We start from the raw sequence: 17,854 nt of genomic DNA, 5'->3' as shown, positions 1-17,854 counted from the left end.
CTACTTTTCAACCACAGGATTTATTTGAATTAACTTATCTAATGGATAAACATATTATCACCCGTGACTTCATGGACCTTCAGGTCCATATTTGTAGAGAGCTTGAGTTGGGAGATGGAATCGGTTCTTTCCAAGAAGACAAATGGGAAAGAGTTGAAGGTGGCGGTGGTCGTACCCGTATTTTCAAAAATGGTAAAATAATTGAAAAAGGCGGAGTTGCTTTTTCCGCGGTGGAAGGACCCACCCCAGAAAAAATCCTGAACAAACTCAAACTTAAAAAAGCGGATTTTTTTGCTACCGGGGTATCAATTGTTATCCACCCTTATAGTCCTATGGTCCCGATAATTCATATGAATATCCGATATTTTGAAATGAGCAATGGGGTCAGATGGTTTGGAGGAGGTATTGATCTTACGCCACATTATGTTGATTTGGAGGATGCTAAACATTTTCATCAGGAAGTAAAAAAAACCTGTGACTTATTTAATAAAGATTACTATCCAAAATTCAAAAAATGGGCAGATGATTACTTTTATATTAAGCATCGCAATGAAACAAGGGGTATAGGTGGAATATTTTTTGACCGTCTCGATAGCAAAGACCCGATTGAAATGAACAGTATCTTTGAATTCGTCAAATCAATAGGATACCTATTTCCAAATGTGTACAGACATTTTATGGCTAAAAACCATGCGCTTCCTTATTCCGATTCTGAAAAAAAATGGCAATCCATTCGACGGGGAAGATATGTGGAGTTTAATTTGGTATGGGATGCGGGCACCAAGTTTGGTTTGGATACCAATGGAAGAACTGAGAGTATTTTGATGAGTATGCCGCCTACTGCAAACTGGGAATATATGCATCAAACCATAGAAAATTCAAAGGAAGCCAAGACATTGTTATATCTCAAAAAAGATATTGACTGGGTAAGTTTGTGAAATACATTTGAAAAAGAGACGAGAAACAAATGCTGGAAAAAATCAGTCATTGGGATAAGCAGCTTTTTATTTTCCTGAACAGTTTTCATTCGGATTTATTGGATCCGATTATGTTTCAATTGACCCAAACAATGCCTTGGATTCCTCTGTATATTTTCCTATCCTATTTAATTTGGAAAACTTATGGGAGAAACAGTTGGTGGGTATTTCTTGGTGTAGGGCTTGCCATATTGCTAGCAGACAAAACCACCTCAGCAATCATGAAACCTTATTTTGAAAGATTAAGACCTTGCCACGATCCCTTGTTGTCAGGATTGATTCATAATTATGGAAGATGTGGGGGTATTTATGGATTTGCATCTTCCCATGCTGCAAATAGCTTTGCTATTGCCACTATTATGAGTTTGGCACTTTCACATAGATATTTTGCTGTACGTTGGCTTTTTATTTGGGCGATATTTTTTTCATTCACCAGAATTTACCTGGGCGTTCATTACCCTGGAGATGTGTTAATTGGGGGATTAGTGGGGATATTGAGCGGCTTGATTGCGTTTAATTCCTTAAAAGCATTGGAACAAAAAGTGAATAAAAACAAAAACGGGAAGTGATCTTTCGAAAACTTCCCGTTTCATGACTTGGTAATCGTAATTGCCAAAACATGTCAAGCTACAGTTAAAGATTTTCACTCAGTTACCCAAGATCATAACAAATGGTATATACTAAACTTTTTCAATCTTGCGATTTCAAAGTGCGGTTAAGTAATTCTGCAGTTACCTGTTTCAGATAAATCCCTAAGGTTTTATCCCTTTATACTTTTACCAAGAGTTTTCAACCAATGTTCAGATTCGTATATCCGACCTTTTATCTCTTACTTGATATATGTAAATCTAGATCATTAACTGCTTTATTGCAACAATTTAATCAATAACTTCTAAACAACTTTCCCACATATTTTCAAAGTTCTGGAACAAGGTTATGAACAGGAAAAACGGGATTATTAACAGGCTTATCAACAAATCAGTAATTTTTTTTTACCAAGACATTTTTGCTGGTATTATTGGTATCCCCTGATTATTCTTTGGATATATTTTCCGACGATATCGAATTCCAAATTGACCTTATCCCCTATTTTTAATTCATGGAAATTGGTGTTTTCATAGGTGTAGGGTATGATGGCTACAGTGAATTTGCCATTTTTGGAATTGAAGCAGGTCAGGCTTGTGCCGTTAATGGTAATAGAACCTTTTTCAACAGTCACATTGCCTGATGTGGTATCAAAAGAAAAATCATAAATCCATGATCCGTCATTCTCTAAAATATTTTCCACAACACCTATCTGATCTACATGACCTTGAACAATATGGCCATCAAATCTGCCATTGGCAGGCATACATCTTTCCAAGTTCACCTCAACTCCCTTCGACCAAGTCGCAAGGTTGGTTTTGTTAAGTGTCTCATCAATAGCTGTTACCCGATAATGTCCATCTTCTACGGCAACAACTGTAAGGCAAACTCCATTATGTGCGACAGATTGATCCACTTTAAGTTGATCAGTAATAGAAGAAGCAATATCAAAATGAACATTGGTACCATCTTTTTCTATGTTGATAATGGTACCCAAAGTTTCAATAATTCCTGTAAACATAATTTGAATTTAATTTTCAATAATTCAGACAATAAGCGGCAAATAGCTTTCAAATTAAGCCAATTTATCCCTTAACTTAGCAGGCGATACAAAAGTTTCTCAATCAGAATATGTTGAAATTAGAAGATAGCTACCGTCATAAGGGACAGCGCAAGGAATTGGTAAAAGTAATCAAAAAGAAAGGTATCACAGATGAAGCAGTTCTTGCCGCGATCAATACATTGCCCCGCCATTTTTTCTTTGATTCAGCATTGGACTCCCATGCCTACGAAGACAAGGCTTTTCCTATCGGAGAAGGCCAAACCATCTCCCAACCATATACTGTTGCTTTTCAGACCGAATTGTTGCAAATCAATCCAGGAGATAAAGTGTTGGAAATTGGAACCGGATCAGGATATCAAGGAGCGATACTTCACCTGCTTGGAGCTGAAGTCCACACCATCGAATACCAGAAAAAACTATTTGACAAGACAAAAAAATTTTTGACAAAACTCGGTATTCATCTTCATTTTTATTTTGGCGATGGTTCGAAGGGATTGGCGGATCAAGCACCTTTCGACAAAATATTGGTCACAGCCGGTGCACCCGTTGTACCACAATCACTCCTTCAGCAGCTCAGTATCGGGGGGATTTTGGTCGTTCCGGTTGGCGACAGGAAAACTCAGAAAATGCTAAGATTGACAAAAAAAACAGCTATTAAAATTATTCAGGAAGAATTTGAGAACTTTGCATTTGTTCCCTTATTAGGAGCAGAAGGTTGGAGATAACGAAATTATATACTGAATTATATGTTTGAGATTAAAGTAATAAGATAATAATTTTGTATTTTTGCTTAAAATTTAATTTTTATGACCAGAAAGAAACCTGCAAGCCAATCGGCAGTGATTATGACCGAAATGGTCCTCCCCAATGATACCAATACCCTAAATAATTTAATGGGTGGGAAATTGATGCATTGGATGGATGTAGTAGCCGCTATTGCAGCCCAAAAACATTCAAACAGAATTGTAGTGACCGCCTCCGCGGATAGTATCTCATTCAAACATCCAATTGCCCTAGGAAATGTAGTGACTTTAAAATCACAGGTTACCAGGGCATTTAACTCCTCTATGGAGGTATTTATTGAAGTATGGGCTGAAGATATCCCGGCAAATAAAAAAATTCTAACCCACAGAGCCTTTTTTACTTTTGTAGCTGTAGATCAAAATGGCAGGCCTATTGAAGTACCTGAAGTGGAACCAAGTACTCCGGAAGAGGTGGAATTGTTTGAAGGCGCACTTAGGAGAAGGCAACTGAGACTTGTGCTTGCAAAAAGAATGGACCCAAAAGACGCTGTTGAACTCAAATCTATTTTTAACATGGATAATCCAAAAGAATCGTAGACTTTACTTCTTGTAATACCCCGATTTTTTAATCAATTTAGGCACATGGAAAATCTGAGCATTCATCATTTGGCTATGTTCATGGACAGTGAGATTTTTATTCTTCCTGAAGAAAAAAAGATCATCCTTGACAAGAAACCAAATTCCCTCCCATACCCCGAACAAAATCAGGAATTGAGTCTTGTAGAAGAAGATTCAGATAATGAATCTTTAAATTTGGATTACGAGGGAGGATTTGGAAAGGGGGTTCTTATCGTATACCAAGGCAAAACTTTAGATCCCAATTTGCACGAGTTATTATTCAAAATACTGAATGCAGTAGGCTGTTCATTGAAAGATATAGCACTGGCTTCATCGGAAGCTATGGAATCTACCTCATTAACAAATGTCATGTCCATGAATCCCAATAAAATTATTGTATTCGGAAATTTCAGACATGATATCATGATGCACAAAAAATCAAATTATGAAATCATTAATTATGAGGGTGTAGAATACCTTTTTGCTGATGATTTGAAAATTCTATTTGAAAATACTAATCTTAAAAAATCACTCTGGACCGAACTTCAGGTATTATTCAACATTACTAAAAAACAAAAATGAGCGCTGACGAAAAAAAAATTATGTGGCTAAAAAGGTTCAGATTGATCAGTATCGTGGAAGGCACATCATTCCTCCTACTGTTATTTATAGCCATGCCATTAAAATATATGATGGATTTACCTCTAGCGGTAACCTATGTCGGCTGGGCACATGGAATACTCTTTGTAATTTATATTTATGCGGTATTTCCCACTGCCAGAAAAATGACCTGGAATTTCAGTAAAACATTTTTTGCTTTAATTGCCTCTGTTTTGCCTTTTGGTCCATTTATTTTTGACAGGTACCTGACCAAAGAAGAAAAAGAGATGGCTAAATCATAAATCATACTTTTATGGCCCTGATCAGTAAGAAGAAAATCATTTACCCAATCAGTGATAGATTGAGAGTATTTCTTCAGAAATATGGTCGAGAGGTTGATTTTCCAATTCATTATAATGATCTATTGCGGTACAGCAGTTCAATTCCACTATACGATTCTAAAGGCAATGATACACTTTGGGAGACAGTTTTTTATGCTCAATCTGACCGGGAAGAAATCCATTACAATGTCAAAAAAATCTATTCCCTCCTAAAGGCTGAGGGTGACATGTCGGTGATGAAGCACCTTTATGTTGACCGAATTGATCTTTGTGTCTATGGAAATACACAGCCTTTCAGAGTTAGGATTGTAAATAGAATTAATGATAATTTCGATTATTTCTATGTCAAACAGGCTGATGCGTCCAGAGTTTACGGACTTGAATTGGAGCACTTGCTATCCCCAAACAGAATTAGCTATTTTGTCCACAAAAACACGCTGATTGAAGAACATATAGCAGGAATACCGGGAGAGCAGTTTATGCGGCAGCATATCAAGGATCCATTGCTAAACCCGATAAGATTGGCCAAGGAGTTTGTGAAGTTCAATGAGAGGTGTTTTGTTAGATTATTGGGTGATATGCATTCATCAAATTTTGTTGTTGTCGTAACTCCTGACTTTGAGGAAACCCATTATAGAATCCGGGCAATTGATTTTGACCAACAATCCTATGAAGGAAAAAAGTCAATCTATCTACCCCAATATTTCAAGCAAAATAATTCCCTTATTCAGTTAGGGATCAAACATATTACCCCTGAATCTATGGCCCAATACCAAAGAGAAGAAAGGGCTCTAATTGCTAACAGACTTAAAGCTTCAACTATAGAAATCGAGGATGTTCTCAAATCCATGGAAAATGACACTATTTCTACGAAGGACAATATCACTTCTCTCAAAAAAGATTTGGCCAAACATTATAAAAACGACAATTTTTTAAACTGCAGCAATATGGGACAAATTTTGCGGGAAAGCCTTGAACAAGTACTGAAAAGGTGACTAGGAAGGATGAAGGATGATGGTAAAAGGATGAAGGTAGGAGATTTAGTATGCAGTCCAAATTTTCAGTAGGCAGACGCGGTTGACGGTTTGTCAGTGGTCAGTCCCAATTGGTAGTTTGTCAATAGTCAGTAGGTAGTCGCTGTAGGCAGTTGCCAAAAACAATCCGCCTCATCCAGACAAGTTGTAGGTAGTAATAAGAACCACCTTCACAGTACTTAGAACCGATGCTTGTTCTTCTTGTGTATTGATTCTTGGTTCTTGGTCTAATATCTTACTTCTCGCATCTCACTTCTTGTCTCTCGCCTCTTTCTAATAAAACCTCACATCGGCATTGGGATTTAGCTTTTTGAAGCCGTCAACAGCCCTATTATTCAGACGTGTGTTAAAGCATATCAATCTTTCTATGTTCAAACCTTGAACTGGTTTGAGGGATCTTATATTGGTACTTGCTACATCCAAATATTTGAGATTGGTCAATGTCTCCAAACCACGCAATACTTTAATATTGGTTCCTGAAATTACCAATGATTCAAGACCAACTAACTCTCCTAATGGTCTCAAATCTTCTATACCTGTATTGGAAACGTCTAAAATAACCAATTTTCTAAGGGGAGACAATACTGTTAGGTCAGAAACAGGAGCATGGGAAACTTTTAATTCTTCTAAAAGACGCATATTTGAAAGATCGGAAATATCCATCATTGGAACATCGGAAACTGAAAGTCGTCTCAAATTATTAAAAATCAATAATGGCTGAAGGTTGGAAATTTGGGCCCCTTGAATTTTCACTTCGGGCTGTGCAGTCCAACGGTGCAAGGACTCCAAGGTAGGTGTTTGATCAGAATCTCCAAATTGTCCTATAAATACAGACTTCCAATCATCATCCAATATATCCCACCATTGTTCCAAAGAAGTAGATCTGTAAATGATATTTATTTTATCGTTAGCCAATAAAAAATCTGGTATTTCATTGGCATCTATTTCAGAACTATCCAGATTAAGGTAAACTAGATGTGGGAGATCTTTAAGCATCAAAAAGGATTCAATAGGACTATCTCGAAAATCTACTCTTTTCAAATCAACCAGATTTACTAAAGGTTGAAGATTTTTTACTTTTGTGTTTTTACCGGATATCGTCAACAATGCCTTGATATCAGAAAGGGGTGTAAGGTCATTGACCTGTGTATCATCAAACTTAAGATGATTTATTTTTTTAAATTTCAATACAGGGCCTAGCGTATTGATTTCACTACCGGAAAGGTCCAAGGAATCTGCCCCTACCGTAAATGAAATATCCTCGATTGTAGGAGTAGTAGAATTCAATTTTGGATTAATATTGGTTAAAGTAGCTTTCCATTCAGATGGCAAACCATTCCACCAAGTTTGAAGATTTTCAACATGGTGTATCAAAAGTACTGATCTATTTCTTCTAGCAAATTCATCAGCGCTTTCCTCCGCAACACCAGTCCTGTCTGCGTACAGCTTTTTCAATGATCTTTTTCCTACTAATGGACTAAGGTCAGAAACTTCGGTCTGATTGATATTGATCATTTCAAGCTTTTCCAATCCGACCAGTGGTGTTAAATCCACAATATTGGTCTCTTTAAGCGTAATTTCTTCCAAGCTTTTGAGGGAAGACAAAAGGTCAAGATTCATCAGGTAATTTCCACTGATATCCAAGCTTTCCAAATTCTCAAGTTCACGGATATTTTCAATATTGTTAAATCCACTATGGCTCAAATCCATATATTTCAAAGAATTAAAAGAATTCAGCACTGCAAAACTCTGAACCGGAGTATTTACTGCTTTCAGGGAATGAAGTTTTTTAAGGTTGCCCAATTCACTGATATCCTGAATCTGTGTATTAGAAATGTCCAAATAACCCAAATTATCCGAGTATTTTATAAACTGAATATCTTCTGTAGGAGTATTGGATATATCCAGATAATTAAGAAAAGTCACGTGACTTATAGGATTAAGCTCAACAATTTTAGTATTGCTAATATTGATATATTTCAGATCTCTAAGTGCATGAATTGGTTCAAGATCCATAACATATTCATTACCTGAAAAATCCAAAGAGTCAATAATACTGATCTTATATAGATGATCCAGCATCACCGAATCTTCTTCAGTCAATCCTATCTTTTTTCTAAAAAAAGATTCCCAAGTGTAGGAGAGAGTTGACCACCACTCGGTCAATTCCTCATCTCTGCTCAATTTAGTTGTATATATACTTGCAATTTTAAGCTCACTGGATTTTTTATCCAAGTTGACCTCTACAAAACGCGGTCTCGTATTGGTAATCTTTTCATTGTTCAGACCTGTGGCTGTAAGGGTCCTGTCCATGGAAACAAGAAAGGACAATTCATCATTATCCCTTAAAAAAGGCTTGACCTCTCGGACTTTAAATTTGAAGTTGGCATCTTTGAAAAAAAACTCAATGTCTTTTAAATAGGCAGTTACATCTTTATTGGTAATTACCTTTCTATCCAATAAAAGATCATCCTCTACTTGTACTTTATTGTCTCTGAAAATTTTCTTATAACTCTCCCTGATAATAACATCTTTATCCCTGGAATTGGTATCCTTACTTCCAACAGTATTAAAAAAATACTCCAAGAACTGAACCTGATCGTCCACTTTTTGTGACAATTCTTTAATTTCTGTTTTGGTGTAGTCACCCAGATTTTGAGAAAAACCCAATGATACAGTTCCAATCAAAGAAAATATAAAAAGAATGAATTGCTTATTTCTGATCATAAATATATTTGAGAATAGTTTCTTTATCTCCCGAATTGAGTTTGACTAAATTTCCTATCAGCCAACCGGTATTGAACCCGGGTCTATTGAATTGGTTAAGTTCAAAATACCAGTTATTGATCTGGAAGAAATGAAATTTTACATCACTTATTGTTTCAAATCTGATATTACCTTTTTTCATTTCATAGAGAAATAATGTCAGGTAATCGGGTTCATATTCTTTTGGGGTAAATGCCTCAGGAGTATCGGAATCCTGAAATGCCCTTCTGAGATTCATAAATCCCAATTCATGACTCAGGGGATGGAGGAAGCCTTTCTCACTGCCACTTGGCTTTTTGAATACATTCTTAAATGGTTCAAATACAACCTTGTCGATGACCCATTCATATCCTAAACCTTCTGGCTGGATTTTAAGAAATAGCGTGACATTTTCCCTTTTTCCCTTATACATGAAAATGGAACTTACCTCTGCAAACCAGCCTTCCCGATGAAAATTCAGAAATTGAGGTAAGTTTTCAGCAAGGACTTCTTTCATAAACTCAGATTTGAGGTTAGTGGAAATACCCGAAGTCTCATTGTCAAAAAGTATGCTAATAAATTGACCTCTTAATTCGCGGTCTCTATAAAGGGCATCTCCTGAATAATACCTTTTTTGTCCATCTTGACTTTCTTCGGCATTGAACCTTCTAAAAAATTGATTGACTTGTTTTGTTGATGCGGCAAATCTGCCGTCATCCTTTGGCGAACCAGGGCTGTAAAGGCCCTGGCTGTACGCCATTGATAAGGATGTAATAAGTAATACTAATACTAATGTTAATTTTCTCATGCGGAGGTTTCAGTCACACGGATATCACCGAGCATCACGTCCCAGAATTCGATAGTTCTACCGGCGATCTGAGTTTGTTTTTTCTCAACGTATATGGTGATATCTTTTTTGGTGGTATCTCTATAATTAAGACCACTTTCAAGAGAAGTACCTTCGAATCTTTGGTAAACAGTCACCACGCCTACATATCGGCCATCAGGCTGTCTTTCCAAGTCACTGATGTAGTGAATGTCATACCATGAGATGTTAACACGGTCATAATTCAACGCCATCAATCTTTCGAAGTATCTTCTTACTTTGTAATAAGCGATTTCTTTACGGTTTAAAGAAGAAACTCCCATTTCAGCACCTGGTGCAAACAGTTCTTCTGCCCTGTCCATAACGCGGTTTGCTTCTGAGAATTGTGTTTCCTTACTTCCGATGATACTGATGTACTTACTTAAATCTTTTACTTTTTCCAAAGCCAAGGAATCAATCGCCTGCTTTCTAGCTGGGCTGATGTTGTCGGATTGGGCCAAAGAAACTGACGCTGATACTAAAAACAGCAACAGGAAAAGTGGGATATATTTTTTCATTTGATTAGATTTTTCGGTGGATATTATTTTTTACGACGAAGTTCCAATTCAGAAACCCTACCATTACTATCAAGTCTGATGTCAGATATGAAGTTGAGGTTTTTCTTGGTGTCTTTTAGGTAATTAAGGTATTTGTCAATGGTAGTAGGTTCATCATAATCCTTAATACCACTTTCCTCATGGATCACAATCAAAACAGGCGTATTTGAATTTGAAAACATTCCTGAGGCTTCTTGAATTGTTCTATTGGCTGCCTCGTTATTGGAGGAACTTGCAATACTGTTAAAATAATTCTCCAATTTACCAACGGCAACTTCCTCAGCAGAAGGTCCAGGAGCTGGCGGCGGCGGCGGGGTTGGTTTTACTTCTTCGACAGGTGCTGGTTCAGGTGCGGCTACTACTTTCTTCTTTCCTTTGCAGGCACCTAGGGCTAGCAATCCAAACAGGGCAATTGTCAGTATCCTGCTCAGTGGTGATTGGACGGTTCTTTTTTTCATGTTTAGTTAATTGATTTTATTTGATTTAAGAGATTGGATGAAATTATACAAATAGTATTCCATTGGATGATTTCAAATTGATTTATTTGAATTTAATGTTTTTGGCAATGCCTTTTGTTAAATTTTTGCATTTTTTAAAGATGCACAAATCTAAGTTAAAATTCCTTATATTTTTTTATAGTTTGTGAGAGGAATATAAAATATATTTTGACAAATAAAAAGGACAGATTTGTCTAAAACACAGTCTTTCTATTTTATCGGCGCTATATTAATTGAAAATTTCTTTCAATTTGTTTTCCAAACTGGCACCTCTTAAATCTTTTGCTATGATTTTCCCTTCCGGATCCAACATGTAAGTAGCTGGTATTGCATTGATTTGATATAAAGCTGCAGCCGCAGAATTAAAATATTTCAGGTCAGAGACATGAGTCCAAGTCAATTCATCTTCTGCGATAGCCTTTACCCAAGCATCTTTGGTCCTATCCAAAGAAACTCCAAAAACTTCAAAACCTTTTTCATTATATTCATTGTACAATTTGACAACATTTGGATTTTCTTGCCTACAGGGTCTGCACCATGCTGCCCAAAAATCAATTAAAACATATTTACCTCTTAAATCTGAAAGGTTTACCAAATTTCCATCCGGATCAGGGAGTGAAATTTCCGGAGCAATCTGCCCTATAGATAGTGCCCTCATTTCGTTGAGTTGGTTTCCCATTACCTGTATCATCTTGGTATCAGGGTATTTTTCATTTAGTTCAGAAACCAATTGATCTACAAAAAGAAAATCATTTTTAAGGTTCAACAAAGAAATACCTGCCATGGCTGCGAAGCTTCCCCTCATCTCTTCCAATGTTTCCTTTACTTTTTGTCCTTGGACTGATTCCATTTCCATGGCTTTATTTTGAATCGCTTTAATGGCTTCCTGATCCCTTTTGCTCATGGCTTCGAAATAGGCATCATTGAGTTCATTAAGCTTCTCTTGATATTCCGTCATGATAGATTCTATCTTCAACATGTTCTTTGAATCTTCTGAACCTTCAATTTTCAGACTGTTTTCGTCATCGAAATCATAAAAAATCTGGACATCCTGATCATAAAGTGCAAGCCTTACAATTTTTTTATCCATCAAATTCAATTCATAAAATCCTGGACCTTCCAATTTGAGCTCATATTCAAACTTTCCTCCACTTTTCAATTCAAGTTCATCAATAGCCTCATTGCTGTCATCCACAAACTGGGATAACACTGGTTTTCCCTCAGGCGCATTTGTCAAGGTTCCTGATACTTTTATAGTACCATCAAAAACCCTTTTATCACCCGTGGAACATGAAAACAATGTTAATAAGACAATAAAGCAAGATATGTTAAATAAATATTTCATCTGATTAGAATTTATTTGTAAAGGCGGATATAATAGCTGGATACCATTGGGAAGTAGGGCATTTTCCTTCAGAATTTCCATGTCCCATGGGTGAGGTATTTTACAAGCTTTAATATGAAATTAATTTTCTAGTAATTCAGTCAATAATTTGGTGGCTACTTTAGGATCCGCTTTTCCTTGAGATTTTTTCATTACCTGCCCCATAAACATTCCCAAAAGTCCCTTTTTACCTGATCTGTATTCTTCAACTTTAGCTACATTTTCTGCCAATACACGCTCTACTATAGGTTTCAATGAACCTTCATCACTCTGCTGAATGAGATTAAGTCCTTGGGCAATTTCCAAGGGTGTTTTAGATGTTCCATTGAGCAGTTCTGGATAAATTTTCTGTGAAGCAACAGAAAAACTCACTTTTCCTTCATCAATAATTGAAATCAATTCAGCCAGATTTTTTGCTTTTACCGGAAAGTCGGAAATATGCAAGGTGAGTTCATTCAAATAGGATTTGACCGGTCCCATCATCCAGTTTGATGCAGCTTTGAAGTTTTTGGTATGAGAGCATAAGTCTTCAAAATAGAGTGCTATTTCTTTGGAATCCGTCAATACCCCAGCATCATACTCTGGTAACCCATATTCTTGGACAAATTTATGAAAAAGCTCTCTAGGTAATGGAGGCATCGCCTCTCTGACACTTTCTAGCCATTCTTCGGAGACTATCACAGGGCTAAGATCTGGTTCAGGAAAATACCTGTAATCATTAAGATCTTCTTTAGTCCTCATACTGGCTGTTGTGCCTGTAGTAGCATCGAAGGTTCTTGTTTCCGATGTAATTTCCTCTTCTGCTTCTGCCAATTCAACCTGACGGTCAAATTCATGTTCAATGGCGCGACTTACGTTTCTAAAGGAGTTCATATTTTTGACCTCCACTTTTTTTCCTAATTCAGGATTTCCTCTCAACCTTACCGAGATATTCGCATCGCACCTCAAGGAACCTTCTTCCATGTTGCCGTCACAGATGTCAAGGTAACGGACCAATTTTTTGATTTCCACTAAGTAAGCATATGCCTCGTCGGAAGAACGCATATCTGGTTCTGAAACTATCTCAATAAGTGGTACCCCTGCTCTGTTAAAATCCACCAAAGTATCTAATTCTCCAGCCAAGTGCATAGATTTTCCGGCATCTTCTTCCATATGAATACGAGTCAATGCTATGGACCTTTTGGTACCATCCGGTAAAGTGATAGGAACATATCCTCCCACACAAATGGGATTTTTGTCCTGAGTAATTTGATATCCCTTTGGAAGATCTGGATAGAAATAGTTTTTTCTGGCAAAAATATTATTTCTTGTAATCTCACTTTCACAAGCAAGTCCCATTTTTATGGCATATTCCACAGCCTTCATGTTGACTTTGGGAAGTGTACCAGGATGGCCTAACGTAAGAACTGAAATATGGGTATTGGGGAGATTTCCGTATTCGGTGGAATCCGAAGTGTACATTTTACTCTTGGTCAACAGTTGGGCATGAACTTCAAGCCCTACCACTAGCTCATATTTATTTTTTATTTCTGCTGAAATCATATCAGATCAAACTATTATTAAAGCACCCAAAATTGGGTCCAAATTCATCCAAAACCAAATTAACGGTCTTCATTTACAATAAAGGCCTTTCAACATCAACCTTGCCTTTTCCAATACTTTTGGCAAGCCGGCAATATCCTTCCCCCCTGCTGTGGCAAAAAAGGGCTGTCCTCCTCCTCCACCCTGTATTTCTTTGGCTAGATCCCTGATGATAGTTCCTGCATTCAATCCTTTTGATTTTACAAGTGATTCATCAATGATGATCGCTATCTGAGGCTTTCCATCAATTTCTGCTGCCAAAACAGCCACCAGATTTTCGGTTTCGTTTTTCAATTCAAAGGAAATTTTTTTAAGGGCATCTACATTTGGGAAATTGGCTTGGGCAAAAAGGAAATTGATTTCATTGACATTTTCAACCTGCTTCAAAAGGTCTTCTTTTAACAAAGAAGCTTGGCTTAGGTGTAAAGCCTCAATTTCTTTTCTGAGTTCATTACGTTCAGAAACCAAAGATTCGATGGATTTTTTTAAGTCTTTAGGATTTTTTAACATTTCCTGAATTTCTTTCAGTAACGATAATTGTCCATTGACCAATTGCTCGGCGGACTCTGCTGTCACTGCTTCAATTCTTCTCACACCTGCTGCAATGGAAGATTCAGAGACTATTTTGAACTGACCGATCACACCTGAGGAAGGTACGTGAACGCCACCACAAAGTTCAACCGAAAAATTCTTATCAAAAGTGATCACCCTTACAAAATCCCCATATTTCTCTCCAAACAGGGCTGTTGCTCCTTTTTTCTTAGCTTCTTCAATAGGAACATTTCGTTGCTCTTCCAAAGGAATATTCTCTCTGATCTTTGCGTTAACGATATTTTCTACTTTAATAATTTCCTCATCGGTCATTTTGGCAAAGTGAGAAAAGTCAAACCTCAGTAATTCCTCATTGACCAAAGACCCCTTTTGTTGAACATGACTGCCTAAAACCTCTTTGAGGGCGGCATGGAGTAAATGGGTGGCTGAGTGATTGTTGACTGTTGACTTTCTTTTTTCAACATTTACCCTAGCCAAAAACACCTTAGAAGGATCATTGGGAAGCTTGTCCACAAAATGAACAGTTAAGTCATTTTCTTTTTTGGTATCCAATACTTGGATGGTCTCAGCGCCATTTTGTAAAAATCCCTGATCACCAACCTGTCCACCACTTTCTGCATAGAAAGGTGTCCTGTCCAATACCAATTGAAATCTGTCCCCTTTTTTATCTCTGATTTGGCGATATTTTATAATCCTGCTTTCTGAATCAAGAAAATCATATCCGACGAACACTACACTGTCATCATTATTGACGACATTCCAATCACCAGTCTCCTGTTCTGCTGCAGCCCTGGATCGGGTCTTCTGCTTTTCCATTTCTACTTTAAAGCTGACCTCGTCAATAGAATAACCATTTTCCCTAGCTATCAACGATGTTAGATCCAAAGGAAATCCGTAGGTGTCATACAGTTCAAAAGCAACTTTCCCATCAATCACTTTGGATCCGGTTTGAGACATTTCATCTTTTATCTGATCGAGTTTTTTAAGTCCGTTATCCAAAGTCCTCAAAAAAGATGCTTCTTCCTCCATCACCACCTTAGCAATAAAATCCTGTTGGGCAGCAATCTCTGGAAATATATCTCCAAAATTTTCTGCCAAAAGTGGTAAGAGTTCATAAAGAAATGGTTTTTGAAAGCCGAGGAAAGTATAACCATACCTAACTGCCCTTCTCAAGATTCTTCTGATAACATAACCGGCTTTGTTATTGGACGGAAGCTGCCCATCCGCTATCGTAAATGAAATTGCCCTGATATGGTCTACAATTACCCGCATGGCAATATCGGTCTTTTCATCCTTGCCATATTTTTTACCTGACTTAAATTCAATCAACTCAATAAAAGGGCTGAAAACATCGGTATCATAATTGGAAGATTTGTTTTGAATAGCCCTCACCAGCCTCTCAAATCCCATCCCGGTATCTACATGCTTAGCAGGTAGCTCCTTCAAACTACCATCGGCTAGCCTGTTATATTGCATAAATACCAAGTTCCAGATTTCGATAACCTGTGGGTGATCATTGTTTACTAAATCAAAACCCGGAATTTGATTTCTTTCCTCATCATTTCTGAGATCAATATGGATTTCGGAACAGGGTCCACATGGTCCGGTCTCCCCCATTTCCCAAAAATTATCTTTTTTGCTGCCAAAGAGGATCCTGTCCTCGGGAACAATGCTATTCCAGAACCGAAAAGCTTCTAGGTCCCTATCAAGGCCATCCCCATTATCCCCGCCAAATACGGAAACATATAGCCTGTCTTTGGGCAACTTATATACCTCCGTCAATAAATCCCAAGCCCATTCAATCGCTTCTTTTTTGAAATAATCACCAAAAGACCAATTGCCCAACATTTCAAACATCGTATGGTGATAGGTATCTACACCTACTTCTTCCAGGTCATTGTGCTTACCTGAAACCCGAAGGCATTTTTGACTGTTTGCCACCCTGTTGGCTTTGGGAACATCATTTCCCAAAAAGAAATCCTTAAACTGATTCATACCTGCATTGGTAAACATCAGCGTTGGGTCATTCTTTACAACGATAGGGGAAGAAGGAACAAATTGGTGGTTTTTTGACTTAAAAAATTCTATAAATAAATTTCTGATTTTTTTGGCTTTCATCTAAGCTTTTGACTATGTTCGTATTATCTTATTTATTTTGTTACCTTTGCGGCCTCTGAATGTAATCACCCACTTACCTTAGGAGTGCAAAATTAGAAGATTTACCCTGCATTTTATAATGAGTAGAATAAAATATTACTACGACGCCAAAACCTGTAAGTACGAACGTTACAAACGTAGCAAATGGGATATATTGCTAAATACCTTGGGCTTTGTGTCTTTGGCATCTATAATGGCAATTGGCATTCTTATCGTTTTCGGTTATTATTTCGATAGCCCAAAAGAGCTGATGCTCAAAAAAGAAAATCAAGAACTGACTTTGTATTATCAGATATTGGAAGAGGAAGTTTCCAAAATGAACTACATGCTATCGGACCTTCAACAAAGAGATGACAACCTTTACAGGATCATATTTGAAACCGAACCTGTTCCTACAGAAATCAGAAAAGCTGGAATCGGTGGGACTGAGAGATATAAGGAGATAAAAGATAAAGGCATAAATCAGGTAGATTTGATTCTGACACTTTCCCAAAAAGTAGATGCCCTGAAAAGACAGCTTTATGTACAGTCTGTCAGTTACGACGAAGTCACTGAACTTGCTTTGAAAAAAGAAGAATACTGGGCATCGGTTCCAGCCATTCAACCAGTAACCAACGAAGAATTAAATTTATTGGCCTCAGGCTTCGGTATGCGGGTCCACCCTATCCTCAAAGTACGGAAAATGCACCAAGGAGTGGATTTTGCGGCACCAAAAGGAACACCTATTTATGCAACAGGAGATGGCGTGATATTATCGGTGAAAACAGTATTCGGTGGCTATGGAAAGCATATTGAGATTGATCACGGGTTTGGTTTTGTCACCCGATATGCACACATGAACGACTTCAAAGTTAGAAGAGGACAAAAAGTAAAACGTGGTGACCAAATAGGAACTGTAGGAAATACAGGTTCTTCAACTGCACCACATGTTCACTACGAAGTCATGAAAGACGGAAGGTTTATTAATCCTGTCAATTACTTCTTCAAAGATCTCACACCGGAAGAATATGATAAAATTCTGGAATTGGCCGGCAAAGAAAATCAATCTTTGAGCTAAGCAACTTATATTATAAAAATCAAAAGGGTTTTGGAATGGTTTTTCCGAAACCTTTTTTTTGATTCTTTTTAAAAAGCGTAATTCTCACTCCCACAATTTTCCGATCACATTTGATTTGCCAGTTAAGATCTTCAATGTATGTTCCATATCAGTCCCTTTAGGGAGAAAATATGGGTAGTAGTCAAGTATTTAAAATCGACCATCGTGCCTTAGGTACGATATATATTGTACCTAAAGGCACAACAACCTAACAACCATCAGTTTTTTACCTATATGATGTCCCTAAAGGGACCTGTGGTTGTCCTGAATTTCAGGAAATTATTTCCGTTATCAATAAAGTAGGGTTAAGTTAAAATCTGAACGTATATGTCAATTTCATATTGGTATTCGCTTCCATGGAAACAAACCTTTCCATGTAGTTTTGCCAGTTGTGATTGTATACTACAAAAAAGATGTTCCCAGGGCTTATCACCCAAGCAAAACGGGTATTGGTACCCA

At 37.3% G+C, this 17,854-nt stretch carries 16 protein-coding genes; 8 read left to right on the top strand and 8 right to left on the bottom strand.

Features of this window, described 5'->3' with window-relative positions; genetic code table 11:
• The first annotated feature begins 41 nt into the window (after positions 1–41).
• Positions 42–938 carry an oxygen-dependent coproporphyrinogen oxidase gene (gene hemF / locus ACEW8U_RS13740; protein ID WP_373522626.1) on the top strand — a complete coding sequence of 299 codons (897 nt, stop codon included), beginning with the start codon at positions 42–44 and terminating at the stop codon, positions 936–938.
• 29 nt (positions 939–967) lie between these two features.
• The gene (locus tag ACEW8U_RS13735) at positions 968–1,546 is read left to right on the top strand and encodes a phosphatase PAP2 family protein (RefSeq protein WP_373522625.1); all 579 of its coding nucleotides are present in this window, start codon (positions 968–970) and stop codon (positions 1,544–1,546) included.
• Positions 1,547–1,992: 446 nt separating this feature from the next.
• Here the strand turns inward: ACEW8U_RS13735 and ACEW8U_RS13730 are convergent, their stop codons facing one another.
• Entirely contained in the window at positions 1,993–2,583 is a 591-nt protein-coding gene (locus ACEW8U_RS13730) for a riboflavin synthase (RefSeq protein WP_373522624.1), read from the bottom strand.
• A gap of 110 nt (positions 2,584–2,693) precedes the next feature.
• On the opposite strand from ACEW8U_RS13730, the gene ACEW8U_RS13725 reads away from it, so the two are divergent.
• From ACEW8U_RS13725 to ACEW8U_RS13705, 5 genes are all read left to right on the top strand, one after another.
• Positions 2,694–3,350: a protein-L-isoaspartate(D-aspartate) O-methyltransferase gene (locus ACEW8U_RS13725; RefSeq protein ID WP_373522623.1), complete on the top strand. Its 657-nt coding sequence runs from the start codon at positions 2,694–2,696 to the stop codon at positions 3,348–3,350.
• A gap of 81 nt (positions 3,351–3,431) precedes the next feature.
• The gene (locus ACEW8U_RS13720; RefSeq protein WP_373522622.1) at positions 3,432–3,965 is read left to right on the top strand and encodes an acyl-CoA thioesterase; all 534 of its coding nucleotides are present in this window, start codon (positions 3,432–3,434) and stop codon (positions 3,963–3,965) included.
• Between the two features lie 45 nt (positions 3,966–4,010).
• Entirely contained in the window at positions 4,011–4,568 is a 558-nt protein-coding gene (locus ACEW8U_RS13715) for a hypothetical protein (RefSeq protein WP_373522621.1), read from the top strand.
• Complete coding sequence (locus ACEW8U_RS13710) at positions 4,565–4,888, top strand: DUF3817 domain-containing protein (protein ID WP_373522620.1); 324 nt, start codon at positions 4,565–4,567, stop codon at positions 4,886–4,888. The genes ACEW8U_RS13715 and ACEW8U_RS13710 overlap by 4 nt, the downstream gene beginning before the upstream one ends.
• 11 nt (positions 4,889–4,899) lie before the next feature.
• Complete coding sequence (locus tag ACEW8U_RS13705) at positions 4,900–5,922, top strand: hypothetical protein (RefSeq protein ID WP_373522619.1); 1,023 nt, start codon at positions 4,900–4,902, stop codon at positions 5,920–5,922.
• A gap of 312 nt (positions 5,923–6,234) precedes the next feature.
• On the opposite strand, the gene ACEW8U_RS13700 is transcribed toward ACEW8U_RS13705, so the two are convergent.
• The 7 genes from ACEW8U_RS13700 to alaS form a co-directional block, all read right to left on the bottom strand.
• Positions 6,235–8,688 (bottom strand): leucine-rich repeat domain-containing protein, encoded by a 2,454-nt coding sequence (locus tag ACEW8U_RS13700; protein ID WP_373522618.1) that lies wholly within the window; start codon positions 8,686–8,688, stop codon positions 6,235–6,237.
• Positions 8,675–9,514 carry a hypothetical protein gene (locus tag ACEW8U_RS13695; RefSeq protein ID WP_373522617.1) on the bottom strand — a complete coding sequence of 280 codons (840 nt, stop codon included), beginning with the start codon at positions 9,512–9,514 and terminating at the stop codon, positions 8,675–8,677. Before ACEW8U_RS13695 ends, ACEW8U_RS13700 begins: the two co-directional genes overlap by 14 nt.
• Positions 9,511–10,089, bottom strand: coding sequence for a hypothetical protein (locus ACEW8U_RS13690; protein WP_373522616.1), 579 nt, complete (start codon positions 10,087–10,089; stop codon positions 9,511–9,513). The genes ACEW8U_RS13695 and ACEW8U_RS13690 overlap by 4 nt, the downstream gene beginning before the upstream one ends.
• Positions 10,090–10,112: 23 nt before the next feature.
• Positions 10,113–10,586: a nucleoid-structuring protein H-NS gene (locus tag ACEW8U_RS13685; protein ID WP_373522615.1), complete on the bottom strand. Its 474-nt coding sequence runs from the start codon at positions 10,584–10,586 to the stop codon at positions 10,113–10,115.
• A gap of 268 nt (positions 10,587–10,854) precedes the next feature.
• A complete protein-coding gene (locus ACEW8U_RS13680) occupies positions 10,855–11,970 on the bottom strand; it encodes a redoxin domain-containing protein (RefSeq protein WP_373522614.1) in 1,116 nt (371 codons plus the stop codon).
• Between the two features lie 120 nt (positions 11,971–12,090).
• Positions 12,091–13,551 (bottom strand): Asp-tRNA(Asn)/Glu-tRNA(Gln) amidotransferase subunit GatB, encoded by a 1,461-nt coding sequence (gene gatB, locus ACEW8U_RS13675; RefSeq protein ID WP_373522613.1) that lies wholly within the window; start codon positions 13,549–13,551, stop codon positions 12,091–12,093.
• Positions 13,552–13,620: 69 nt separating this feature from the next.
• Positions 13,621–16,260 (bottom strand): alanine--tRNA ligase, encoded by a 2,640-nt coding sequence (gene alaS / locus ACEW8U_RS13670; protein WP_373522612.1) that lies wholly within the window; start codon positions 16,258–16,260, stop codon positions 13,621–13,623.
• 118 nt (positions 16,261–16,378) lie between these two features.
• Between alaS and ACEW8U_RS13665 the strand changes: the two genes are divergently transcribed.
• Positions 16,379–17,356 carry a M23 family metallopeptidase gene (locus ACEW8U_RS13665; protein WP_373522611.1) on the top strand — a complete coding sequence of 326 codons (978 nt, stop codon included), beginning with the start codon at positions 16,379–16,381 and terminating at the stop codon, positions 17,354–17,356.
• The last annotated feature ends 498 nt before the right edge of the window (positions 17,357–17,854 follow it).

This window comes from Aquiflexum sp. (assembly GCF_041751335.1).
Taxonomy (GTDB): Bacteria; Bacteroidota; Bacteroidia; order Cytophagales; family Cyclobacteriaceae; genus Aquiflexum.
Note: the sequence above shows the minus strand (reverse complement) of the source record. Positions and strands in the feature narration are given on the sequence as shown.